The following is a 22,172-nucleotide window of genomic DNA, read 5'->3' as shown; positions in this document are numbered from 1 at the left end:
GTCTCGGGGCGCTCGGGCGGGTCGTCGCGAGCCAGTGTAGCACACCCGGGCGCGCGCGAAGACGCCCGCCGCCTCGGGTTCGAGGGGCGGGCGTCGCCGCGATTCAGGACGTCGATGGGCCGGTCACGAGCCCGGCGGGGTCAGCGCCGCGACCGGGTCCGGCGAATCGCCGTCGGCGTTCGGGGGGAGCTTCTCCGGGATCAGCTCGGAGGTGGGCTTGTACTCGCCGGTCAGGGCGTGCATGAATGCGATGACGTCGGCGATCTCCTGTTCGGTCAGGTTGAGGGGCTTCATGTCCTTGTCCAGCGAAGGATTCGGAGTGCCCCCCTTGTTGTAGTGCTCCATCACCTCTTCAAGCGTCTTCATGCTCCCGTCGTGCATGTAGGGCGCGGTGAGGGCCACGTTGCGGCAGGTCGGGGTCCTGAAGGCGCCGAAGCTGTGGTCCGACTTGTGGCCGATCGCCTCGGCGACCCAGCGGCCGATGTCGGCGTGCTCGCCCTTCTTCTCGTCCCAGCCGACGCCCAGGTTGTGGTACTGCTCGTCGGTGAAGTTGGCGCCGACGTGGCAGAGGGTGCACTTGGCCTTCTGGAGCTCGACCTCGGGCTCGTACTCGTCCTGGGGGCTGAGCCGCAGGCCGAACAGGACCATCCCGCGCTTCTCGGACTCGTTCAGGGCTTCCAGATCGCCGGTCACGTACTGGTCGTACTTGGAGTTGCCAGTCAACGCGGCGACGCGTTCGAAGGTGGCGATGGCCTTGGACATGCCGTCGAGCGTGACGTCGGTGCCGAAGGTCTTGCGGAACATCTCGCGGTAGGCCGGGATCTCGCGGATCCGATGGACGATCTCCTCGTACGTCTGGTCGCCCATCTCGACGGGGTTGACCATCGGGCCCTGGGCCTGGAGTTCCACGCTGGCCGCGCGGCCGTCCCAGAACATGCTCTTGGCGTAGGCCGCGTTGAAGACCGTCGGCGAATTGCGCGTGCCGCGCAGGCCGTCGATCCCGGTCGAGACCCGCGTGCCGTCGCTCCAGCCCTTGTCCGGGTTGTGGCAGGTGGCGCAGCTCACCGACTCGTCGAGCGAGATACGGGGGTCGAAGAACAGCAGCCGGCCCAGCTCATATCCCCCCTTGGTGAGCGGGTTCGAGGCGGGCACGACCGAGTTGGCGGCCAGCGGCGGCAGCCCGCGCGGGGCCTTGACCACAAGCGGCTCGTCCTGGATCAGGCTCGTGTCGGCCTTCTGCCAGAGGAAGTCCTCGGGGGCGGCGGGGTCGCTTTCCGCCTTCTCCACCCTCCTGTTCTTGATCTCGTCGACGACCTCGGGCGGGGCCGGGTCCTGGGCGTTGGCCTTCATCGACTGCTGGAGGAGGGCCAGGCCCGCGATCGAGAGCAGGCCGGAGGTCAGCAGCCAACGTGTCTTCTTCAGCGTCATGAAACGACTCCGGATGGGGAGGCACCGAACATGGCCGGGATCGACCGACGCGCGCGGCGTCCCATGACGGGCGTCGTCCCGCCCCTGGAGAGGCGAGGCGGCCGCCGCGTCATCGCGTCTCGTCACTTACGTCTCTTGGCAAGGAATTCGTCGGCGTTGCGTCGGGCCCGCTCCACCAGGGCATCCCGGTGGGCGCCGACGTACCAGGCGGGGCCCCCCTTGTCGGCCACTCGGGCCGCCACGGAGGGCGTATCGACCATCTTGGCGGAGTACCAGGGACAAATCTGGGCGCAGTGGCGGCATCCGATGCAGCGGTCGAGATCGATCTCGCAGAGCGAGACGACCCCCGGGTACCGCTCATCGGGGATCGAATCGATGCAGTCGACCGGGCAGACCTCGACGCACGCCAGACATCCCGTGCACTCATCGGCGTCGATGACCGCCAAGATCTTCGGGACCGTCTTGCGAGGTTTCGTCATCGCCGCCGAGGCCGACATCGTCGTCCCTCCGTCTCGCGCGCGAGCTTGCCCGGCCCCTCGCACCGGGGCCGAGTCCGTTATATCGCGCCGGCACCGCCCTTATCAAGAATCATTCTTGATATCGGCCCGGCGGGGCCCCTCCTTCGAGCTTCCCGGCCGAAACGGCGAACGGCGCGACGGCCATCGTGGGCGTCGCGCCGCGGGTGGGGCGCCGTGGATCGGGTCAAGAGGGTCAGGCGCGGGCGTCGGCCTCGGCCTTGTTCTCCATGTACCACTTCACGGTCTTGGCGAGGCCGGCTTCCAGGCTGGTCGGGGGTCGCCAGTCGAGGACCTCGGCCATCTTGGAGACGTCGAGGACCTTGCGCATGACGCCGTCGGGCTTGGAGGTGTCCCAGACGATCTCGCCTTCGAACCGGGTGAGGCGGGCGACGATCTCGGAAAGTTCCTTGATGGTGGTGCCGATGCCGGTCCCCAGGTTCAACGGCTCGTTGTGGCCGCTGGCGAGCAGCCGGGCGACCCCTTCGGCCGCGTCGCCGACGTAGATGAACTCGCGGACCGGCGCCCCGGTCCCCCAGCAGACGACCTGCTTCTTCTTCTCGATGACGGCGTCGGCGAACTTCTTGATGAGGGCGGCGGCGACGTGCGAGCGGTACTCGCCGAAGACGTCGTGCTCGCCGTAGAGGTTCGTCACGATCGGCATCTGGGCGATCATGCCGCAGCCGCGCTGGTAGGCCCGCATGCCCACTTCCATCACCTTCTTGGTGAAGCCGTAGGCCTCGACCGAGGGGTGCAGCGGGCCCGACCAGGCGTCGCTCTCCTTCATATCGCCGTTGACGGCGCCGGCGTAGGAGCAGGCCGAGCCGATGGTCATGAACTTCTTCACGCCGACCTTGCTCGCCGCGTCCAGGAGGTTGACCCCCATGATGACGTTGCGTTGGAAGATCTCGATCGGCTCGGCGACGCAGATCCCCAGGCCGCCATAGTGGGCGGCGGAGTGGACCACGGTGTCGGGCTTCACCTGCTCCAGCGTGCGCCGCGTGGAGTCCGGGTCCATCAGGTTGAAGTCGGGCCGCCCGGGGGTGACGACGGTGTGCCCCTGGCCGCGCAGGGAGTCGGCGATGCGGCGGCCGAAGAACCCGGTGCCGCCGGTCAGCAGGATGCGGTCTGGCATGTGCGTCCTCGCAGGCGTCCCGGCGCGTGGAGCGGACGTCGTGGTGTCGGTCGGCTCGGCTCGCGAGGGCGCTGGTGTCGATCTTGATCCAATAACCATCCCTGTCGGGCCCCGCGCGGGGCGAGGGCCCTCCCATTGGACGGGGCGGAGTATAATCGACTTCGCCGCACGCGCCGAGACGACTTGCGAGGGCCTTCCCGATGCTTCCCGACCGACCCGAGTTCGACTCTTCCCGCCGCGCCTGGCTGGCGTTAACGCTTGGGACGATGACGCTTGGGACGGGCCCTCGGCGAGCCTTCGGGGCCGATGGCGCGGAGGACGCCCGGATCTCCAAGCTGGAAGAGCGGGCGAAAAAAGCCGGGATCGCGCCGTTCCGCGTCTCGCGGACGGAGAATTTCCTGGGCGTCGGCGACGCGTCGGACGGGTATCGCCGGGAGGCCCTGGGAGTCTGCGAGGCGCTCGGCAAGGTGTTCGTCAAGCACCTGCGCGATCGGGGTTTCCGCGTCGATCTTCCGGCAGACCGCATGATGGTGGTCGTGCTAAAGGACTCCGAGTCCTACGGGGCTCTCGTGGGACAGGCCCCGGGGGATGAGCTCGGCGGCCACTACGACCTGGATTCCAACCGTTTGGTCGTCTTCGACTTCCGGCCCGGCCAGTCCCCCGGCTCGGGCGCCGAGCGGATCAACACATTCACGCTCGTCCACGAGACGACGCACCTGCTCGCCTACAACACGGGGCTGCTGGCCCTCGACCGCGACCCCGGCAAGTGCGTTGCCGAGGGGGTGGCGACGTATTTCGAAATGTGGCGGAAGACGGTCAGCGTCCCCGCCGGACGCGTCAACCGCCCTCGCCTGGACGCGATCCGCGACGCGACCCGGGCCGGCGACGCCTGGATCGAGCTCTCCCGCTTGTTGACGGAGGACTCGCTGTTCGACGCCCCCGACACCGCTCAGCTCGCCTACGGCCAGTCGTGGTTGCTGATGTACCACCTGCTGACGGCGTCCCGCTCGCTGTGGCCCGAGGTCGTCGGCTGGTTCGACGACATGCGGACCCAAACCGGCGACCGGCTGGCGATCCTGGAGAAGCGCCTAGGGCCGGTCGACAAGCTGGACGAGAAGTTGAGGCGACTGGCCCGCGAGCTGTCGCGGTCGTGACCGAGGAGATCAGCCGAGGACGGGGTTGAGCCCCATGTTCGACCGCATCTCGGCCCGCTGCTTCTCGTAATGCATCAGGAGCTTGCGGTCGCGGAAGTGCTGGCGTTCCTTGCGCTGCTGGGCCCGGATGAAGAACTGCCGCCAGCGGGCGCTGGTGAGTTCGCCCCGGCCGGCGTGGCGGGCGCGGATGCGGTTGGCGCGCTTCTCGCCGATCGCCTCCACGATCTCGTCCCCCAGGCAGACGAAGAACTGGCAGAGTCCGGGGTCTCCCTGGCGGGCGGAGCGGCCGGCGAGCTGGCGGTCGATCCGGCGCGACTCGTTGCGCTCGGTGCCGATGACGTGGAGGCCCCCCAGGGCGGCGACCCCCTCCCCCAGCTTGATGTCGGTGCCGCGGCCGGCCATGTTGGTCGCGACCGTCACCCTCCCCTGCTGCCCGGCCTGGGCGACGATCTGGGCCTCGACCTCGTGGTTCTTGGCGTTGAGGACCTGGTGCTCGATCCCCGCCTCGGCCAGCAGGGCGCTGAGGTGTTCGGACTTCTCGATCGACCGGGTGCCCACCAGGACCGGGGCACCCTTCTTGTTCCACTCGACGATCTGGTCGGCGACGGCCTGGAACTTCTCCAGCTCGGTGGAGAAGACGCGGTCGGGGAGCCAGACGCGGGCGTTCGTGCGGTTGGTGGGGATGGTCATCACGCCCACCTTGTAGATCCGCCTCAGCTCGGCTGCGTCGGTGCTGGCGGTGCCGGTCATGCCGGCGAGCTTCTTGAACCGCTTGAAGAAGTCCTGGACGGTCACGCGGGCCGCGGTGATCGTCTCCAGGGTGATCTCCAGCTTCTCCTTCGCCTGGATGGCCTGGTGCAGCCCGTCCTGCCACTGGCGGCCGGGCATCATGCGGCCGGTGAACTCGTCGACGATGACGATCTCACCCTCGTGGACGACGTAGTCGCGGTCGCGGAGGTACGCGATCTGCGCCCGGAGCGAGCGCTCGACGTACTCGTACAGCGAATCGACCGTCAGCATGCCGAACGACGAGTGGCCGGCGCGGGCCTGGACCTTGCGGCGGCCGGCGGCGGTCAGCTCGGCCTTCTTCTCGATCGGGTCGTACTTGTAGTCCTTGATGCGGACCAGGGTGGCGGCGAGCTGATCGGCGCCGTAGTAGGCGGAGGCTTCCTCCTGGGTCGGCTGATTGTTGGCGCCGATGATCAGCGGGGTACGGGCCTCGTCGATCAGGATGCTGTCGGCCTCGTCGACCATCGCGAAGTTGTGCGACCGCTGGACCGGAGTCTCCGCTTCCTGGTGCGTCCCCGAGCCCAGGAACGCCTCCTCGAACGACTTCCGGGTGGTGTCGCCGAGTTGCAGCCGCTTCAGCTCGTCGCGGAGGAAGTCGAAGCCCATCTCCTTGCTGGTGCCGTAGGTGATGTCGCAGGCGTAAGCCCGCCGGCGCTCGTGGTCGGACATCCCGGTCTGGATGCAGCCGATGGTCAGGCCCAGGTAGCGATAGATCTGGCCCATCCACTCGGCGTCGCGTCGGGCCAGGTAGTCGTTGACGGTCACGACGTACACGCCCTTGGCCGGCAGCGCGTTGAGGACCGCCGGCATCGTGGCGACCAGCGTCTTGCCCTCGCCCGTCTCCAACTCCGCGATGCACTTGTTGTGGATCGCCACCCCGCCGAGCACCTGCACGTCGAACTGGCGCTGGCCGATGGTCCGCTTGGCGGCCTCGCGGGTCAGCGCGAAGGCCTCCGGCAGCAGGGCGTTGAGCGAATCCCCCTGGCGGGCGCGGAGGCGGAGGGCGAAGGCCTTCTCGCGGATCTCGGCGTCGCTCAGGGGCTCGATGGAGGGTTCCAGGGCGTTGACCCGATGGACCTGAACGGCGAACGACGCGAACCGGCCCACGGGCGTCGGCCCCGCCAGCCGGCCCACCTGGTTGATCCATCCCACGCCGAGGCGGCTTGCCATGGATGCGTCCTCTGACTTCCCCGGGGTCTCGCGATCCGGGCCCGCCTCGACCGGCCGCTCGAAGCGCGCCGGCGCGGATCCCGCCGAAGGGAACGGGACGTCGAAGGGCGACGGCTTCCCGAACAAAAGACGGAAGGGTCAGCGGGCCGGCCGCGCGGGGCGGTAGACCATCCCCGAGCGGTTGAACAGCCAGAGGTCGTGGGGGTCCTTCTGATCGAGCCCGCGGCGCGCCTGCTGGACGAGCAGATCCCACTTCTCGACGGCCGTCAATTCCCCCGGCTCCTCGTCGCCGGGGCCCCGCCCCCACTGGATCTGGGCCGTCCGATCGGTGACGACGAACAGGACGGGGTCGCCCCGTACCTCCGTCACCGTGATCGAGTACACCCGGGCGTCGGGCGGGGTGTCGGCCTCTCGCGACGGGTCCAGGAGGAACGCCGCGAGCTTGGCCCCCTCGACGACCGCCCTGTCAAGCCCCTCGACCTCGGCCGAGTCGGCGGGCGCCGTCCTCCAGATCGTCCCCGCCCGTTCACGGGGAGGCGCGGTCAGGCCGTTGCCCACGATCCAGATCAGCCGGCCGACGCGCTCGGCGTCGATGTCCTCGAGCGGCAGGACGCAGCCCTCGGCGTCGAGCACGAAATTTCCCGCGCCGCTGACGGCCACCTTGGCGACGGGGCGGCGATACTTGAGGTGGACCACCAGCCCGCCGGGGGGCCTCTCGATCTCCCCGACCGACTCAACCCAGGGGAACGCCTTGAAGGCATTGCGCAGCCGGACGGGATCGACCTTGAGGAGCGAGACCACTTCCGGCTCCTTGGCGTTGCGACGGACGCGTTCCAGGAACGCCGCCGTCCCCCCGCGGAAGCAATCCGGCGGGGGTTCCGGGAGCTGGATCTCGCCGAACGGGAGTTGGTATCGCGGCTGGTTTTGCAGCCATTCCACCGAGGCGTCGAGAGCCTGCCGTCCGGCGTAGAAGATCACGGCGGCAAGGCTGAGGGCGAGCATCCCGACCGTGGCGATCTTGCGCGCGTCCAGGCGGCCGGGGCGGGCCAGGGGGAAGCGACGCTGGCGCGGGCGCGGGCCGAGGTCGTCGCCTCCGTCATCCGGGGCGACGATCCGCGGGAGATCGCGGTACTCCATGTCCCCGGCCCCTCCCTGAGCGCCCGGCGCGCGGCGGCCCGGGGCGCGACGTCGCGGCGACTCCCCGTCGCCTCGCCCATCCCCGACGGCCCCCACCCTACCAGACCTGGAGCTGGAGTTCCAACTCGTAGCCGAACTGCTGCCAGACGCGCTGCTGGATCTGGTCGATCAGGTGCAGCACGTCGTCCGACTTCGCGCCGGGGTGGGCGACGATGAAATTGGCGTGGCGGTCGGAGATCTCCGCGCCGCCGTGGCGAGTCCCCTTCAATCCGGCCTGGTCGATCAGGGAGCCGGCGGAGACGTCGGGCGAGGGGTTCTTGAAGATGCAGCCGGCCGACTGGTGGCCGTACGGCTGATTCTCCTTCTTGACGATCCAGATCCGCCGCATCCGACGGACGACCCCCTCGGGATCCTCGGGGGTCAGCTCGAACTCGGCCGAGAGGATGACGGGCTCGTCCAGGTTGGACTCGCGCTCGCCGAAGCTGAGGTCGTCGCGCTCGCGCTGCTGGACCTCATAGGAGGAATCGAGGACGGTCGCCCGGCCGACGAAAGGGCCGATGGCCCCCTGACGGCTGCCGGCGTTGCCCCGAAGGGCGCCGCCGACGGTCCCGGGGATGCCCGTGAGGATCTCCAGCCCGGCCAGCCCGGCGCGGGCGGCCTGGGAGATGAGGGCGGTCAGCGGGACGGCGGCCCCCGCGCGGATGCGTTCCCCCTCGATCGTCACGTCGGAGAAATGCGGGCTCTCCATGTGGACGACCAGGCCGGCGACCCCCTCGTCGCGCACCAGGACGTTCGTCCCGCCGCCGAGCAGCTTGAACGGGATCTCGGACTCGACCGCGCGGCGAAGGAGGCCGCGGAGATCCTCGACCGTTCGGGGCTTGGCGAAGTACGCGGCGGGCCCGCCGAGGCGGAACCACGACAGCGGGGCCAGGGGCTGGTCCTCGGCGACGAACTCCCGGAATTCCTGGAAAGGGTGCTGCAAGCGACCGACCCCGACTGGCGACCAGACCTGACCCATGACGAACCGACGCATGGTAGCCGCCCGCCCCGCGAGCGTCAAGCGGCCCGAGCGCCGGGGAAGGCCCCACAGTCGCGGTGTCCCCGGGGCGATGCCGGTGCCCCCCCTCGCCGGCACCTCGTCCGCCTCGATACCGCCCGCCCACGACGCCCGCCGGGGTCCCGCCGACGTTGGCTTCGTTCGCGCGCCGCGATGTCATGGAGTATGGACGCATCTCCCTGGAATTTCAGAGATTGCATCGTTTTGAAGTTGGCTTCGTTCGTCGTCTTCGAATGGTTTTTTTGGGGTCTCGGGTCCCATACCCCCCTCTCCCACCGCGGGAGGCAGCGGCGAGTGAGAGTCGCCGAGGGCGCGGATGAAGCGTGGGCGCGGCATGGCGTGAGCCGTCGCTATCTCCGCCGATCCGGCGAGCCTCACCGACCCTCCGGGCCGCCCTCTCCCGGCGACAGCGGGGACGGACACCCCTGCCCTATCCTACCCAAATCCCAGGACGAAAAATTGTGGCCATGGCTATGCCCGCCGGGAGAGGAGGCGCGTGGTACACGCTCGTCAGGGAGGTGGCCCGGCTCCGGCCGTGACCTTGATTTCGACGCCCCTCGCGCGGGCTTCCCGTGACGAGCCGCGTCGAACCGAATCCGGGATGTCAATGAGCGGGTCATCGAACACTCGCATGATCCGCGGACAGGCGGGCGGATTTCATGTTTGTCGAAATTATTCCCGATCGGTCGGGCCTCACAGCGCTCCGGCGGTTTCGGTCGTGGTGGACCTGGGAGACGGCGACATGGGCATCCCGGGCCGAGCCGCCGGGGCCGGGGCGCGGGACTTACGGTAGGCTTCCAGGCTCCGCTCGCCGTCGAGCCGCCAGCCCCGCCGGTCGTCGCCGGCCAAGACCATCGGCACCTCGATGGAGGCGGACTTCATGCTGGTGGAGATGTCCGGCAGCGCCACCCCCATCCGTCCCACCGGCTGGTCCGCTCGGATCGTGGCGGTGATCGCCGCGAGTCCCGGCCCGGGGGACTCGGGATGGCGGGAAACATGCACGGAAGGAGAGGCGGCGCGGGGGATCTCGGCGTGATCGCGGAATTCCGGCGCGAGGGCCTGGGAAAGCTCCGCCGCCTCGTCGTCGGTCCCGTCCACCGCCAGCGACCGGAGTTCGTCCAGGTCGTTGCGCGCCAGCGCCCGCGCGAGGCGGATCGTCTGGTCGTCCAGGCTCGCGACCTCCCCACCCCGCAACAGCAGCCAGCCCAGCAGCAGCGCCAGGAGCACCCCGCCTGCGATCGCCACCTTGGGGGCCGCGGATTTCAGCTTCCCCACGACGACCTCGATCTCGTGGTCGACGACCTCGAGTTCGTCCACGTGCCGCCCGTGGCCCGCCGTCGCGGGATCGATCGGAGGGCCCCCCGCGAGGATTTTCCCCCCCGGCGTCAGGTGGAAGCTCTTGAGGCAACGCTTGCAGAGCATCCGGACGTTGACCTTGTCCCTGGGGATCCGGCCTTCCGCCCCGCAGGAGGGACAATGCATGGAGATCGTGGCCATGTTGTTCTCCCGGCCGTCGGCGTCGTGCAATGGTTGAAGTTTTCTCGCGCGGTCTCCCATTAGTACGATACGCGACACGACCCGGTCGTGACCAGGAGCGGAAACTTCTGAAAATACCCGGAATCCAAGCTTAAGGAATTAGTCGCCACCCGTGGCGTCAAGGTTGCTGGCAGGCGAGGACGGCGGCCCGGCCGACCGGGATGACGACGGTCGGGCCGATTGACGCCGGGAGCAGGATGGTCTCGCCCCGACGCAGCGGGAGGTCCCCGCGCGGCGCGCGGACGAGGGCCTCGCCTTCCAGGGTCATGAGGATCGTGAACCGATCGTCGCGGCCGATCTCGGTCGCCGCCGAGAGGGTCCACCGCTCCAGTTCGAAGTAGGCGCACGACACCAGCGGTTCGCGGACGTCGCCGTTCTCCAGGACCAGCGGCGTGGGGACGACCGGGTCGACGGGGCCGCGATCGAAGTCGATGCAGCGCATGGCCTTCTCGACGTGCAGCTCGCGCGGCTTGCCGTCGGCGCCGACGCGGTTCCAGTCGAAGACGCGGAACGTGGCGTCGGACATCTGCTGGATCTCCGCGACCAGCACGCCCCCCCCCAGGGCATGGACCGTGCCGGCCTCGATCAGCAGGCAATCGCCGGGCTTGGGGTCGATCCGGTGGAGGAGCGACTCGACCTGGCCGGAATCGATCCCACGGCGGAGGGTCTCGCGGTCGACGCCCGGCTTGAGCCCGGCGTAGATCGCCGAGCCGGGCTCGGCGTCGAGGACGACCCAGGCCTCGGTCTTGCCGCGGTCGTTCGCCAGCTCGCGGCCGAGAACGTCGTCGGGGTGGACCTGGACGGAGAGGTTCTCGCGGGCGTCCAGCAGCTTGACCAGCAGGGGGAACTGTTCCTGGTCGGCGCGGGCCTTGCCGAAGAGGTCGGCGGGGCGATGGCGGACGAGGTCGCGCAGCGAGACGCCGGCGTGGGAGCCGCCTCGGACGACGCTGACCTGGTCGTGGTAGTCGGCCAGCTCCCAGCTCTCGGCGTAGTCGTCGCCGTCGCCGATCGGCTTGCCCAGGAGAGTCCCGAGCCGTCGCCCCCCCCAGACGAGGCGGCGGAGGATGGGGGTGAAGGCCAGCGGTTCCAGCGGCGCCTGCATGATGGGCCTCCATGCCCGCCGCGAGGCCCGGGGACGAAGGGGGGCCGGGGCGTGGCGGCGGGTTCGTCTAGGTCGTTGGGGCGTCGGCGCGGGCGCGCGATGCCCGCCGGTTGTATCGCGAAACCCGCGCCGAGTCCATCGCGGCTGGCGTGGCAAGGCGACGGCTGCTAGACTCGACGGCACAGGAACGCCCCCGCGCGCCCGGCCGTCCCCGCGAGGCCGACGCGCGGCGCCGCCCGCCAAGGGCTCCGGCCTCGGGACCGGCCGTCGCAGCCCGCGTCTCCTCCGCGTCGAATCGTCGCCCCGCCCCCCTGGCGGGCCCACCCCCGTTGGTCCACATCCATGCCCAGCGATCGCGACCTGTTCACCGAAGAGCAGACGATGGTGACGATGAGCTTCGGCGAGCACCTGGAGGAGCTGCGCGTCCGGCTCATCCTGGCTCTGGCCGGGCTGATGGTCGGCGTGATCATCGTCTTCATCCCCCCGCTCGACATCGGCAAGCGGGTGATGACGAGGATGGAGGCCCCCGCCAAGCGCGCGCTGACGTCCTTCTACGCCAGCGAGTACGCCAAGAAGCGGGCCGAGGCCGAGGCCGAGAAGGCCGTGACCCCCAACGTCCGAGCCCAGGTGCCGGCCGAGTCGTTCATCGTGGCGCTGGCCAAGCTCGCCCCGGAGCTGAAGCTCCCCGACCCGGAGGCCGTGAAGGGGGAAATGCTGGACTTCCCGATCCGCTACGACATGTCGGACATGATCGGCGTGACGGAGAAGTCGGCCTACCAGATCGACAACTCGCTGATCTCGCTCGGGCCGCTGGAGACGATCACGATCTACTTCTTCGTCTGCCTGGTCTCCGGCCTGGTCCTGGCGAGCCCCTGGGTCTTCTACCAGATCTGGGCGTTCGTCGCGGCGGGCCTGTACCGGCACGAGCGGTTCTACGTGATGAAGTTCTTGCCGTTCTCGCTGGGGCTGTTCATCGGCGGGGTGTTGCTCTGCTTCACGTTCGTCCTGCCCCTGACCCTCGCGTTCCTGCTGGATTTCAACGTCTGGCTGGGCGTCGCGCCGACGTTGCGTCTCAGCGAGTGGATGAGCTTCGCCACGATCCTCCCGCTGGTCTTCGGCCTGGCGTTCCAGACGCCCCTCATCATGCTGTTCCTCCAGCGCATCGGGATCTTCTCGGTGGACGACTACCGGGGCAAGCGGAAGATCGCGATCCTGGTCATCACCATCGCCGCCGCCGTCCTGACCCCCGGCCAGGATCCCATCAGCATGACCCTGCTCGCCCTGCCGATGATCCTCCTCTATGAGCTGGGCATCATCCTGATCGCCCGGGGCGTGAAGGGGAGCGTGCCGGCGCGGATCTGACGCCGGGGGCGACGATCCGTATCGACGACTCCCCCGCTCGGCTTGCGGGGCGGGCGGGGGAGTCCTACACTGGCTTGTCGCGCCGCCGGGAGGGGGGCGCGGCGTCCCATTTGGTTACCGGAGCGCTCGACGGCGATCGCGATGCAGCAACTCAGCGTGGGGATGGTCGGACTGGGGACCGTGGGCGCCGGCGTGGCCCGGATCCTCACGCGGCACGCCGACCGAGTCGCTCGCCGCGCGGGGCGGCCGATCGAGCTGAAATGGGCCGTCGTCCGCGACGTGAAGAAGCGGCGCGACGCCGACTTCGAGGGCGTCCGGATCGTCGACGACGCCCGCCGGGTGATCGACGACCCGGAGGTCGGCGTGGTCGTCGAGGTGATCGGCGGGGTCGACGCGGCGCGTCGGATCGTGCTGGACGCGCTGGCGGCCGGCAAGCAAGTCGTCACGGCGAACAAGGCCCTGCTGGCCGAGCACGGCCCCGAGATCTTCGCCGCCGCGCGCAAGGCGGATCGCGCCGTGGCGTTCGAGGCGAGCGTCGCCGGCGGCATCCCGATCGTCGGGGCGATCGGCGTGGGGCTGGCGGCGAACCAGGTGCAATCGCTGGCGGCGATCCTCAACGGCACCTGCAACTATATATTGACGCAAATGACCCAGGGGGGCGTGGCCTACGCGGAGGCCCTGGCCGACGCCCAGGCGCTCGGCTTCGCCGAGGCCGACCCGACGCTGGACGTCGACGGCACCGACACCGCCCACAAGCTGGCCATCCTGGCGCAGGTCGCCTTCGGCGCCGACGTCCGCACGGCCGACATCCCGCGCGAGGGGATCGACCGGCTGGAGATCGCCGACCTGAATTACGCCCGCGAGCTGGGCTACACCATCAAGCTGCTCGCCCACGCCCGGCTGGCCGAGGGGGGGCTGGAGCTGCGCGTCGGCCCCAGCCTGGTCAGGAACGACCGGCCGCTGGCCCAGGTGCACGGCTCGTACAACGCCGTGCGCGTCGAGGGCGACGCCGTGGGCGAGACCCTGTTCTGCGGCCGGGGCGCCGGCATGATGCCGACCGCCTCCGCCGTCGTCGCCGATCTGATCGACGTGGCCACCGGCCGCGCCGCGATCACCGCCCGCGCCCTGGACTTCTGGCCCGCCGCCGCCGCGCCGATCGCGGTGCTGCCGGCCAGCCGGACCAGGCGGCGCAATTACCTGCGGTTCCTGATCGCCGACCGCCCCGGCGTGATCGCGGCCATCGCGCACGCCCTGGGGGACAAGGGGATCAGCATCGCCAGCGTCATCCAGCACGAGCCGACCCAGGAGGACGAGAACGGCGAGCCCGGCCCCGTCCCGCTGGTGATCATGACCCATCTGGCCGTCGAGCAGGATCTCCGCGACGCCGTCCGCGAGATCGACCGCCTCGACGTCGTCCGCGCGCCCAGCGTCTGCCTCGGCGTCGAGGAGTGACCTGGCCTCCCGCGTCCCCACCCAGCCGACCCGAGCCGAGGAGCCCCGCCGTGGCCCCCCCCACCAAGTACGTCATCGTGATCCCCGACGGCGCGGCCGACGAGCCGTTCGAGGCGTTGGGGGGACGCACGGCGCTCCAGGCCGCCGACATCCCGGCCATGGACGACGTCGCGGCGAGCGGGATCGTCGGCCGGTCGCGGAACGTCCCGGATCGCTTCCTCCCAGCCAGCGACGTCGCCACGTTGAGCCTCCTCGGCTACGACCCGGAGGCATACTACACCGGCCGCGCCCCGCTGGAAGCCGCCGCCGTCGGCGTACCGCTGGGCCCCGACGACTGGGCCGTGCGCTGCAACCTGATGACGATCGAGGACGGCCTCCTCGCGGACTTCACCGCCGGCCACATCACCAGCGAGGAAGGCGCGGCGATCATCGCCTCGCTACAACAGGCCCTCGGGTCGTCCGAATTCGAGTTCCATCCGGGCGTCAGCTACCGCAACCTTCTGGCCTATCGCGGCAGGTCGGGCTCGCCGCTGTTCACGCGCGAGACGGTCACCGTCCCCCCCCACGACCACCCCGACCAGCCGGCCGCGAATTACCTCCCGAAAGGCCCCGGCGCGGAGGCGCTGATCGATCTCATGGAGCGGGCCCGGCCGATCCTGGCCGACCACCCGGTCAACCGCGCCCGCGTCGCCGCCGGCAAGAAGCCCGCCAACGCCGTCTGGCTGTGGGGCCAGGGCGAGGCCCCCCACATGCCGGCGTTCCGCGAGCTTCACGGCCTGGGAGGGGCGATCATCTCGGCCGTCGACCTGGTGCGCGGGGTCGGCGTGCTGGCTGGCTGGGAGCGGATCGACGTCCCCACGGCCACCGGATATCTCGACACCGACTACGCCGCCAAGGGCCGCGCCGGCATCGCCGCGCTGGCCGACCACGACGTCGTCTGCGTGCACGTCGAGGCACCCGACGAGGCCAGCCACGAAGGCCGCGGCGACGCCAAGGTCGAGGCGATCGAGCGGATCGACCGCGACATCGTCGCCCCGATCGTCGCCCACCTCCGGGCGACCTATCCCCGGTGGCGGCTCCTCATATCCCCCGACCATTCCACGCTCCTGCGCACCCGCGCCCACGACCGAGCCCCGGTGGCCTGGGCGATCGCCGGGACGAGCATCCCGCCCTCGGGCCTCCGCTACGACGAGGAGCACGCCCGCGACGGCGGCGGCCCCTTCCTCGACCAGGGCTGGCGGCTGATGGCGAAGTTCCTGGACCTGGGCTGGGCCGGCCGGTAAGGTCGGGCTCCGAGAAATCCTGTCACCGTCGCCGCGCCGCACGCCACCCGGGGGAGAGTCCGAAGGCAATCTTCCGGGAAGCGCGGAGGCGGTGATGACGGACGCGACGACCGACGTGGATCTCTGGCGGCGGGTGCGCGAGGGTGATCGGAGCGCCTTCGAGGAGGTCGTCAAGCGCCACCAGTCGGCGGTGGCCGCGGTGGCGTACAACGTGCGCGGCGACCTGGCGACGAGCGAGGACGTGGCGCAGGAGGCGTTCTGGGCCGCCTGGCGGGGACGCGACACCCTCCAGGATCCGAACCGCCTGCGTCCCTGGCTCTGCGGGATCGCCCGCAACCTGGCCGCGAACTCTCGCCGCAAGGCCGCCGCGCGGCCGGGGACGGCCGCCCTCGGCGGGGATGACGTGCCCGACGCGGGCGACGGACCCGCGGAGTCGGCCCTGGGGCGCGAAGAGCAGGCGCTCATCTGGCGATCGCTGGAGGAGCTGCCGGATCTCTATCGCGAGCCCTTGATCCTCTATCATCGGCAGGATCAGTCGGTTGCCGAGGTGGCCGCGACGCTCGAAATCTCCCAGGACGCGGTGAAGCAGCGGCTCTCGCGCGGCCGGGCCATGCTCCGCGAGCGCCTGGCGGGCCTGGTCGAGGAGGGGCTGCGGGCCAGCCGACCGGGCCGGTCGTTCACGGTCGGCGTGATGGCGGGACTCGGGGCGAACCTGGCCGCGAAGCCCGCCGCCGCGGGGGTGGCGGGGGCCGCCGCGCCTTTCGTCGCATCGTCGGGACTGCTCGGCGGCCTACTCGGCTCCGGGGCGGGGCTCGCCGGCGCGTGGTTCGGGGCATGGCTACCCGCCCAGGCGGCCCCGACCGTCCGCGAGCGCGATCTGATGCTGGCGAGCGGGCGTCGCATGCTCGTCGCCGGGCTGGTCTTCACCGCGACGATCGCCGGGCTGGTCTACTTCGCGGCCGGGACGCGCTGGTATCTCCCCGCCTGGCTCGTCGCGATGGTCGGATTCCAGGCGTGGCTCCTCGTGGACGTGGTGGTCCTGACACGAAAGTTGCGCGAGGCGAAGGCGAGCCGGACGGACGCCGACGAGCCGAATCGGACCGCCGCGCGGCGCGGGATGGCGAAGGTCGCCGCGAACGTCCGGGGGCGGTCGCATCGAAGCCGCTGGACCCTGCTCGGGCTGCCGCTGCTCGACGTCCAGGTCGCCGACCCGCCGGGATTCGACGAAGACGGCGTCATGATCCGCCCGGCCGGGCCGCGGGGATCGGCGACGGGTTGGATCGCCGTGGGGGACGACGCCCGCGGGGCGCTGCTGGCGGTCGGAGGCCGGGCGGTCGGGCTGATCGCCATCGGCGACCGATCGCTGGGGCTCGTCGCCTTCGGCGGGATCGCGATCGGTGGGGTCGGCCTTGGCGGCCTGGCGATCGGCGGCGTGGCCGTCGGCGGCGGGGCGTTCGGCTGGGTCGCGGTCGGGGGGCTCGCGGTCGGCGCGTACGCGGCCGGCGGCGCCGCGTTCGGTTGGAAATTGGCGATCGGCGGCCTGGCCGTGGCCCGCGAGATCGCGCTGGGAGGCGGGTCCATCTCGCCGCGCCCCATCCCCCCCGCGGCGGGGCTCCAGTGGCTACGCGGGGGGCCGGCGCCGGTCCTCGAGCTAGCCGGACCGATCGCGGGCGCGTTGCGCCGACTCCTGGCCGGCGGCACGCTCCTCTGGTGCGCCGTCGGGGCCTCGGCGCTGGGGCTCGGGGCCTCCCGGTTCGCGGCGATGTATCGGATCGCCCGCGACCGGGGGGCGGAACCCGTCCGGACGCCGTCGTCACGTTGACCGGAAGCCGGCCGGGACGTAAGCTGATAACCCTTAACAAGGGCGCCCCGCCTCCCCGGCCGCCGGTCGTAGCATCCCAAATATAAAGGCTGAGTTTCATGAGCGCGTTCGAGCCCCGCCCGCCGTTCTACCTGGGCATCGACCTCGGTGGGACGAACATCCAGAGCGGGGTGGTGGATGACACGGGGCGCCCGGTCTCGTCGGTGAGCATCGCGACCGAAGCCGATCGGGGTCCCGTCGTGGGGGTCGAGAACCTGGCCAGGGCCGGCCGGATGGCCGTCGAGGCCAGCGGCGTGGGCTGGGACGCGATCTCGGCCGTCGGCCTGGGCTCCCCCGGCACGATGGACCTCTCGCGAGGGATGCTGCTCCAGCCCCCCAACCTCCCGGGCTGGGACGACCTGCCGATCCGCGACCTGCTGGCGGCCAAGCTGGGCAAGCGGACGGTCCTCCAGAACGACGCCAACGCCGCGGCCTTCGGCGAGTACTGGGCCGGCTCGGGGCGGAACACCAAGTCCCTGGTCATGTTCACGCTGGGGACCGGCATCGGCTGCGGGATCATCGTCGAGGGGCGGATCATCGAGGGCCGCCACAGCCACGGCGGCGAGTGCGGCCACATCATCATCCAGATGGAGAACGGCCGGCGCTGCGGCTGCGGCGCCTACGGCCACCTGGAGGCCTACGCCTCGGCGACGGCCCTGGTGAAGCGGGCGCAGGAGATGCTGGAGGACGAGTCGGTCAAGACCAGCCTCCGCGACATCCCCATCGACCAGATCACCAGCCGGGCCATCAACCTGGCGGCCGAGGCCGGCGACGACGCGGCGCGTCGGCTGATGAAGGAGACGGCGTACTACCTGGCCGTCGGCGCGACGACCCTGCTGCACACGATCGACCCGGACATCGTGCTGTTCGGCGGCGGCATGATCGCCGCGGGCGACGGATTCCTGGAAGACATCCGCCAGCACGTCCAGACGATGGCGTTCCCCGCCGTCAGCGAGGGGAGCCGGATCGAGTACGCGGAACTCGGCGGCGACGCCGGCTTCATCGGGGCCGCCGGCTGGGCGCGCGAGATCTTCGGCCGCTGATACCCGGAGGCCTCGCATGACATCGCGGAGCAGGCCGGCCCAGGTCGTCGCGCTGGCGGGATTCGTCGCGGTGGTGGCGGTCGCGGGGGCGCTCGGCTCCTGGGCCACATACCCTAGCCTACGGCACTGGTACGAGGGCCTGCGCAAGCCGTCGTGGACACCGCCGGGCTGGCTGTTTGGCCCGGTGTGGAGCACGCTCTACCTGCTGATGGCGGCCTCCGCCTGGCGGGTCTGGCGGCGCGACGACGCCCCCGCCGGCCGGCGCAAGGAGGCCCTCGCGTGCTGGGGCTTCCAGCTCGCGCTGAACGTCGGCTGGTCGTGGCTCTTCTTCGGCCTGCACCGGCCGACGCTGGCGTTCGTGGAGCTGGTCGCCCTCTGGCTGGCGATCCTGGCGACGATCGTCGCGACCGCGCGGGTGGACCGCCCGGCCGCCTGGATGCTCGCGCCTTATCTGGCCTGGGTGACGTTCGCCGGGGCGCTCAACGGCACGATCGCCCGTCTCAACCCGTAGGGTCGGACGCCCGGTCTTCGGAATGCGGTCGAAGTCCGGGCGGGGGGCGACTACAATGGACGGTCGACGTCTCGTCCGCCGCGACTCGACTGGGAGACCCGGGCCCATGCCGCCGATCGCCCTCAATCGCCGCCGGTTCCTCGGCTGCTCGGCCGCCGGGGCCGGCTTCGCGCTGACCCAGGGCGCATCCCACGCCGCGACGCCAGCCGGGGGCCCGCGCGTCGGCGTGATCGGCGTCGGCAACAGGGGCACGACGCTCCTCCGCACCCTGCTGGACATCCCCGGCGTCGTCATCCCCGCGGTGAGCGACCCGGAGCCCCGCCATCGGGCGCGGGGCGAGGGGATCGTCGAGAAGGCCACTGGACGGCGGCCCGACTCGTACCCGGACCCCCGCCGCGTGCTGGAGCGGCCCGACGTCGACGCCGTCGTGGTGGCCATCCCGTGCGACCTCCACGAGCACGTCTCGACCGAGGCGATCCGGGCCGGCAAGCACCTGTACGCGGAGAAGCCGCTCGCCATCACCATCGAGGGCTGCGACCGGCTCATCGCCGCGGCCGCGGCGGCACCCACGCTGGCCGTCCACGTCGGCTTCCAGCGCCGGTCCAATCCCCGATTCCGCGAAGGGGTCGGGCTGATCCGCTCCGGGACGCTCGGGTCGCTGATCGAGGCCCGGGGCTACTGGACCAGCAGCAACGGCCCGCTCCTGGGGCATGACGGCTGGCTCGGCAGCCGCCGGCGCTCGGGGGATTTCATGGTGGAGCAGGCCGTGCACGTCTGGGACGTGCTGAACTGGATCCACGGCGGGCCGCCGAGCGAGGCCTTCGGCTGGGGCCGCAAGAGCCTGTTCACGGCCCAGGCGCCGGGCCGCGACGTGACCGACCACTACGGCGTCGAGCTGCTCTGGGACAACGGCTTCCACGCGTCGTTCGTCCAGAGCTACATCGCGCCGGCCGACGAGAACTTCACCGGCTCGCACCTCCGGGTCCTGGGCATGGAGGGCGGGCTCGACTTCGGCTCCGGGGCGCTGACGTTCCGCGACCGCGAGCGTCCCCGTCGGGTCGTCGAGCCCGGCCAGCGCAACGATACCAGGCTGGCCGTCGAGGCGTTCATCGCCGCGACGCTCGCCGAGGCCCCCCCCGCCCCGCCGGTCACGCTCCTGGAGGCTCGCGACGCCACCCTCGCCGGGCTTCTGGTCCGCAAGGCGGTCGACGAGGCCCGGATGGTCACGCTCGACGAGATTCTGGCCCAGGCGTCGGCCGGCTGACCTCGGACAGGGACTGATCCCGCCCCGCCACGGCGATCGCCGCCGCCAGCGCCAGCATGAGCGGGAGCGTCACCAGCCCGGCCCAGTGCTCGACCCAGACGTGGCGATTCCCCGCCATCAGGATGTTGAACCAGGAGACCCAGGCGAAGGCCGCCAGGTACGTGGCGACCAGCCATCCTCGGCGCGGGAGCGTCGCGTGCTCGCGCGCGAACCAGTATGGCGCGAGCAGATAGGGCACCATGAAGTACTGCGGAAACCCCACCTTGTAGAGCGCGAGCGTCACGACGAGGCCCAGGACGCCCGAGGCGGCCGGCTCAAGTCGCTCCCGCCTCGACCATCGCCACGCGAGGTACAGGCCCAGCAGCAGGGCCGGCCCGGCGTACTCGTCGGTCCGGAAGAACAAATCCTCGCCGCTGACCGGAGAATGCATCCCGCGCAGGTACCGGAAGAACGATAGGCCGGCGGATTCACGGCTCGTCGCCAGCAAGATCGGCCGGAGGACCGATGGGCCCCAGATCGCCCAGGCGACCCCCAGGCCGGCGAGCGACAGCCCCGCCGTCGCCGCCAGCCACCGCCATCGGACCTTCCCCCGGTCCAACGCCAGGAACGGGGCGAGGATCCCGGGGATGTACTTCAACAGCACCCCGGAGGCGGTCCAGACGGCGGACGCGCCCCATCGGCCCCGGGCGACGGCGTCGACCGCCCCCACGCAAAGGAGCGCGACGAGGACGTCGAAATGCCCGAAGACGGCGATCTCCACCCACGCGAACGGGCCGGCGAACCAGGCCGCCATCGCCGGGGCCGACCATCGCGGCATCCCTCGGCTCGGCGCCGTCAGCGAGAGCCAGGCGACGAATGCCCAGTACGCCCCGGCGAATAACAGCTTCGGCCCCAGCGGATGCCAGTGCGTGAGGGGGGCCAGAAGGTTGTAGAGCGGCCCGTAGGCGTGCAGCGAGTACGACCCCCGCGGCCCCCCCACGACGAGGAACCACGGGTCGCGACCGGCGAGGATCTCGCGCCAGATGTCCAGGAACAGGTAGTAATCCTGATATTCGCCGACGATGGTTGAGACGATCAGGTGCGCCAGGCTCGCGACGATCAGGATGCCCGAGGCCAAGGCCCCCGCCCTCCCCCCGCCGCGTCCCCAACGTAGGATCGCCAGCACCAACGCCCCGTGCGCCGCGATCGCGCCGCCGATCGCCGTCCCGAGCGCGGCGGGCCGTCCCCCCGGCCGATCGAAGGTGAGCCACGGAGGATCGACGGTCGTGACGAACCAGGCCCAGCCCACCAGCGCGACCGCGTAGGCCGCGACGACCAGCATCGTGACCCGCGAAGCACGCCGGGGCATGCGTCTCGTCCTCTTTATTGAGTCAGAACAATTCCCGGATCGGCTCGGCGCCATCCTCGGAAGGCTCGTCGATGCCGAGCGTCATGCGGATCGTCGCCAGCCATTCCCCGGGCGTGACGGGGCGGTCAATCGGCTCGGCGGCGCGGGCGTCGCTGGCCCCGACGACGCGGCCCCCCTGGACGCCGCCGCCGGCCATCACGCCGCTCCAGACGCCCGGCCAGTGGTCGCGCCCCCCGCGCTCGTTGATCCGCGGGGTCCGGCCGAACTCGCCGACCGCCGCCACCAACGTCGTCGCCAGGAGCCCGCGCGCGTCGAGGTCGTCGATGAGCGCCGAGAACGCCCGGTCGAAGGTGGGGAGGACCTCGCTCCGGTAGTCGTCCATCGAGCTGAACGGGCGGTAGCCGTGGCAGTCCCAGGAGACCCGGCCGAAGACGGTGTCGTGCATGTTGACCGTCACCACCCGCGAACCGGCCTCCACAAGCCGCCGCGCCGCGAGACAGCTCCGGCCGAACCGGGTCTCGCCGTAGGCTTCGCGGAGCCGGGGCGGCTCGGCGGCGAGGGCGAGATCCGCGTCGGGGTCGAGGAAAGTCGGGCCGTGACGCTCGCCGAGGACGCCCGCCGACTGGCCCCGGGGCATCTGGACGCCGGTGTCGCCGATCGGGCCCGGCAGGACGGCGAAGCGCGGCGGGCCGTCCGGGCGGCCGGACCGCGAGGAGGCGACCGCGCCGAAGTGGGGATGCTCGCCGTCGCGGCTAAATCGGCCCGTCTGCATCAGTTGCAGGCCCGTCTCGTGGATGGGGGCCTGGTCGTGGTGGAGCGATCGGATCAACGCCAGCTTGTCCATCCGCGCCGCGACCCCCGGCAAGTGCTCGCAGACGCGGACGCCGGGCAAGCGCGTCGCGATCGAGCCGAAGGGTCCGCGGACGTCCTCGGCGGCGTCGGGCTTGGGGTCGAACGTCTCCAGTTGGCTCGGCCCCCCCACCAGCATGAGGAGGATGACGGAGCGGGGGCGCGCGGCCGCCGCC

18 protein-coding genes are annotated in these 22,172 nt (G+C 70.9%); 8 read left to right on the top strand and 10 right to left on the bottom strand.

The window, feature by feature from the left end:
• Window positions 1-123: 123 nt before the first annotated feature.
• The 3 genes from WG209_RS09930 to WG209_RS09920 form a co-directional block, all read right to left on the bottom strand.
• Window positions 124-1,428: a cytochrome c peroxidase gene (locus WG209_RS09930; protein ID WP_337174876.1), complete on the bottom strand. Its 1,305-nt coding sequence runs from the start codon at window positions 1,426-1,428 to the stop codon at window positions 124-126.
• A gap of 122 nt (window positions 1,429-1,550) precedes the next feature.
• Complete coding sequence (locus WG209_RS09925; RefSeq protein WP_337174875.1) at window positions 1,551-1,925, bottom strand: 4Fe-4S dicluster domain-containing protein; 375 nt, start codon at window positions 1,923-1,925, stop codon at window positions 1,551-1,553.
• Window positions 1,926-2,139: 214 nt separating this feature from the next.
• Window positions 2,140-3,078, bottom strand: a complete 939-nt coding sequence (locus WG209_RS09920) for an NAD-dependent epimerase/dehydratase family protein (RefSeq protein WP_337174874.1) — start codon at window positions 3,076-3,078, stop codon at window positions 2,140-2,142.
• Window positions 3,079-3,278: 200 nt separating this feature from the next.
• Between WG209_RS09920 and WG209_RS09915 the strand changes: the two genes are divergently transcribed.
• Window positions 3,279-4,232 carry a DUF1570 domain-containing protein gene (locus tag WG209_RS09915; protein ID WP_337174873.1) on the top strand — a complete coding sequence of 318 codons (954 nt, stop codon included), beginning with the start codon at window positions 3,279-3,281 and terminating at the stop codon, window positions 4,230-4,232.
• Window positions 4,233-4,241: 9 nt separating this feature from the next.
• Here WG209_RS09915 and WG209_RS09910 read toward each other — a convergent pair whose 3' ends face one another.
• The 5 genes from WG209_RS09910 to WG209_RS09890 all read right to left on the bottom strand — a co-directional run bounded on the left by WG209_RS09910 (window position 4,242) and on the right by WG209_RS09890 (window position 11,023).
• On the bottom strand, window positions 4,242-6,191 hold the full coding sequence (locus WG209_RS09910; protein WP_337174872.1) for a preprotein translocase subunit SecA: 1,950 nt from the start codon (window positions 6,189-6,191) through the stop codon (window positions 4,242-4,244).
• Window positions 6,192-6,329: 138 nt separating this feature from the next.
• On the bottom strand, window positions 6,330-7,328 hold the full coding sequence (locus tag WG209_RS09905; RefSeq protein WP_337174871.1) for a hypothetical protein: 999 nt from the start codon (window positions 7,326-7,328) through the stop codon (window positions 6,330-6,332).
• Between the two features lie 97 nt (window positions 7,329-7,425).
• Window positions 7,426-8,310 carry a UDP-N-acetylmuramate dehydrogenase gene (murB, locus tag WG209_RS09900; RefSeq protein ID WP_337174870.1) on the bottom strand — a complete coding sequence of 295 codons (885 nt, stop codon included), beginning with the start codon at window positions 8,308-8,310 and terminating at the stop codon, window positions 7,426-7,428.
• Window positions 8,311-9,078: 768 nt separating this feature from the next.
• The gene (locus WG209_RS09895; protein WP_337174869.1) at window positions 9,079-9,882 is read right to left on the bottom strand and encodes a hypothetical protein; all 804 of its coding nucleotides are present in this window, start codon (window positions 9,880-9,882) and stop codon (window positions 9,079-9,081) included.
• A gap of 157 nt (window positions 9,883-10,039) precedes the next feature.
• Window positions 10,040-11,023, bottom strand: coding sequence for a type I phosphomannose isomerase catalytic subunit (locus tag WG209_RS09890; protein WP_337174868.1), 984 nt, complete (start codon window positions 11,021-11,023; stop codon window positions 10,040-10,042).
• Window positions 11,024-11,365: 342 nt separating this feature from the next.
• On the opposite strand from WG209_RS09890, the gene tatC reads away from it, so the two are divergent.
• The 7 genes from tatC (at window position 11,366) to WG209_RS09855 (ending at window position 19,799) form a co-directional block, all read left to right on the top strand.
• Window positions 11,366-12,385, top strand: a complete 1,020-nt coding sequence (gene tatC, locus WG209_RS09885) for a twin-arginine translocase subunit TatC (protein WP_337174867.1) — start codon at window positions 11,366-11,368, stop codon at window positions 12,383-12,385.
• 141 nt (window positions 12,386-12,526) lie between these two features.
• A complete protein-coding gene (locus WG209_RS09880; protein ID WP_337174866.1) occupies window positions 12,527-13,837 on the top strand; it encodes a homoserine dehydrogenase in 1,311 nt (436 codons plus the stop codon).
• A gap of 50 nt (window positions 13,838-13,887) precedes the next feature.
• The gene (locus WG209_RS09875) at window positions 13,888-15,120 is read left to right on the top strand and encodes a cofactor-independent phosphoglycerate mutase (RefSeq protein ID WP_337174865.1); all 1,233 of its coding nucleotides are present in this window, start codon (window positions 13,888-13,890) and stop codon (window positions 15,118-15,120) included.
• A gap of 94 nt (window positions 15,121-15,214) precedes the next feature.
• Window positions 15,215-16,942: a sigma-70 family RNA polymerase sigma factor gene (locus WG209_RS09870; protein ID WP_337174864.1), complete on the top strand. Its 1,728-nt coding sequence runs from the start codon at window positions 15,215-15,217 to the stop codon at window positions 16,940-16,942.
• A gap of 98 nt (window positions 16,943-17,040) precedes the next feature.
• A complete protein-coding gene (locus WG209_RS09865; RefSeq protein WP_337174863.1) occupies window positions 17,041-18,024 on the top strand; it encodes an ROK family protein in 984 nt (327 codons plus the stop codon).
• A gap of 16 nt (window positions 18,025-18,040) precedes the next feature.
• On the top strand, window positions 18,041-18,535 hold the full coding sequence (locus tag WG209_RS09860; RefSeq protein WP_337174862.1) for a TspO/MBR family protein: 495 nt from the start codon (window positions 18,041-18,043) through the stop codon (window positions 18,533-18,535).
• Window positions 18,536-18,641: 106 nt separating this feature from the next.
• Window positions 18,642-19,799: a Gfo/Idh/MocA family oxidoreductase gene (locus WG209_RS09855; protein ID WP_337174861.1), complete on the top strand. Its 1,158-nt coding sequence runs from the start codon at window positions 18,642-18,644 to the stop codon at window positions 19,797-19,799.
• Here WG209_RS09855 and WG209_RS09850 read toward each other — a convergent pair.
• Both WG209_RS09850 and WG209_RS09845 read right to left on the bottom strand, forming a co-directional pair.
• Window positions 19,759-21,147 (bottom strand): glycosyltransferase family 87 protein, encoded by a 1,389-nt coding sequence (locus WG209_RS09850; RefSeq protein WP_337174860.1) that lies wholly within the window; start codon window positions 21,145-21,147, stop codon window positions 19,759-19,761. The genes WG209_RS09855 and WG209_RS09850 overlap by 41 nt on opposite strands.
• 22 nt (window positions 21,148-21,169) lie before the next feature.
• The coding region (locus WG209_RS09845) for a DUF1501 domain-containing protein (protein WP_337174859.1) at window positions 21,170-22,172 on the bottom strand (1,003 nt) is incomplete at its 5' end.

It is taken from the genome of Paludisphaera sp., from assembly GCF_037189885.1.
In the GTDB taxonomy this organism is placed as follows: Bacteria; Planctomycetota; Planctomycetia; order Isosphaerales; family Isosphaeraceae; genus Paludisphaera.
This window is presented reverse-complemented; position numbering and strand designations above follow the sequence as displayed.

Coding starts and splice junctions, on each gene's coding strand:
- WG209_RS09930 (WP_337174876.1), bottom strand. CDS start 1,428: ATGACGCTGAAGAAGACACGTTGGCTGCTGACCTCCGGCCTGCTCTCG.
- WG209_RS09925 (WP_337174875.1), bottom strand. CDS start 1,925: ATGTCGGCCTCGGCGGCGATGACGAAACCTCGCAAGACGGTCCCGAAG.
- WG209_RS09920 (WP_337174874.1), bottom strand. CDS start 3,078: ATGCCAGACCGCATCCTGCTGACCGGCGGCACCGGGTTCTTCGGCCGC.
- WG209_RS09915 (WP_337174873.1), top strand. CDS start 3,279: ATGCTTCCCGACCGACCCGAGTTCGACTCTTCCCGCCGCGCCTGGCTG.
- WG209_RS09910 (WP_337174872.1), bottom strand. CDS start 6,191: ATGGCAAGCCGCCTCGGCGTGGGATGGATCAACCAGGTGGGCCGGCTG.
- WG209_RS09905 (WP_337174871.1), bottom strand. CDS start 7,328: ATGGAGTACCGCGATCTCCCGCGGATCGTCGCCCCGGATGACGGAGGC.
- WG209_RS09895 (WP_337174869.1), bottom strand. CDS start 9,882: ATGGCCACGATCTCCATGCATTGTCCCTCCTGCGGGGCGGAAGGCCGG.
- WG209_RS09890 (WP_337174868.1), bottom strand. CDS start 11,023: ATGCAGGCGCCGCTGGAACCGCTGGCCTTCACCCCCATCCTCCGCCGC.
- tatC (WP_337174867.1), top strand. CDS start 11,366: ATGCCCAGCGATCGCGACCTGTTCACCGAAGAGCAGACGATGGTGACG.
- WG209_RS09880 (WP_337174866.1), top strand. CDS start 12,527: ATGCAGCAACTCAGCGTGGGGATGGTCGGACTGGGGACCGTGGGCGCC.
- WG209_RS09870 (WP_337174864.1), top strand. CDS start 15,215: ATGACGGACGCGACGACCGACGTGGATCTCTGGCGGCGGGTGCGCGAG.
- WG209_RS09865 (WP_337174863.1), top strand. CDS start 17,041: ATGAGCGCGTTCGAGCCCCGCCCGCCGTTCTACCTGGGCATCGACCTC.
- WG209_RS09860 (WP_337174862.1), top strand. CDS start 18,041: ATGACATCGCGGAGCAGGCCGGCCCAGGTCGTCGCGCTGGCGGGATTC.
- WG209_RS09855 (WP_337174861.1), top strand. CDS start 18,642: ATGCCGCCGATCGCCCTCAATCGCCGCCGGTTCCTCGGCTGCTCGGCC.
- WG209_RS09850 (WP_337174860.1), bottom strand. CDS start 21,147: ATGCCCCGGCGTGCTTCGCGGGTCACGATGCTGGTCGTCGCGGCCTAC.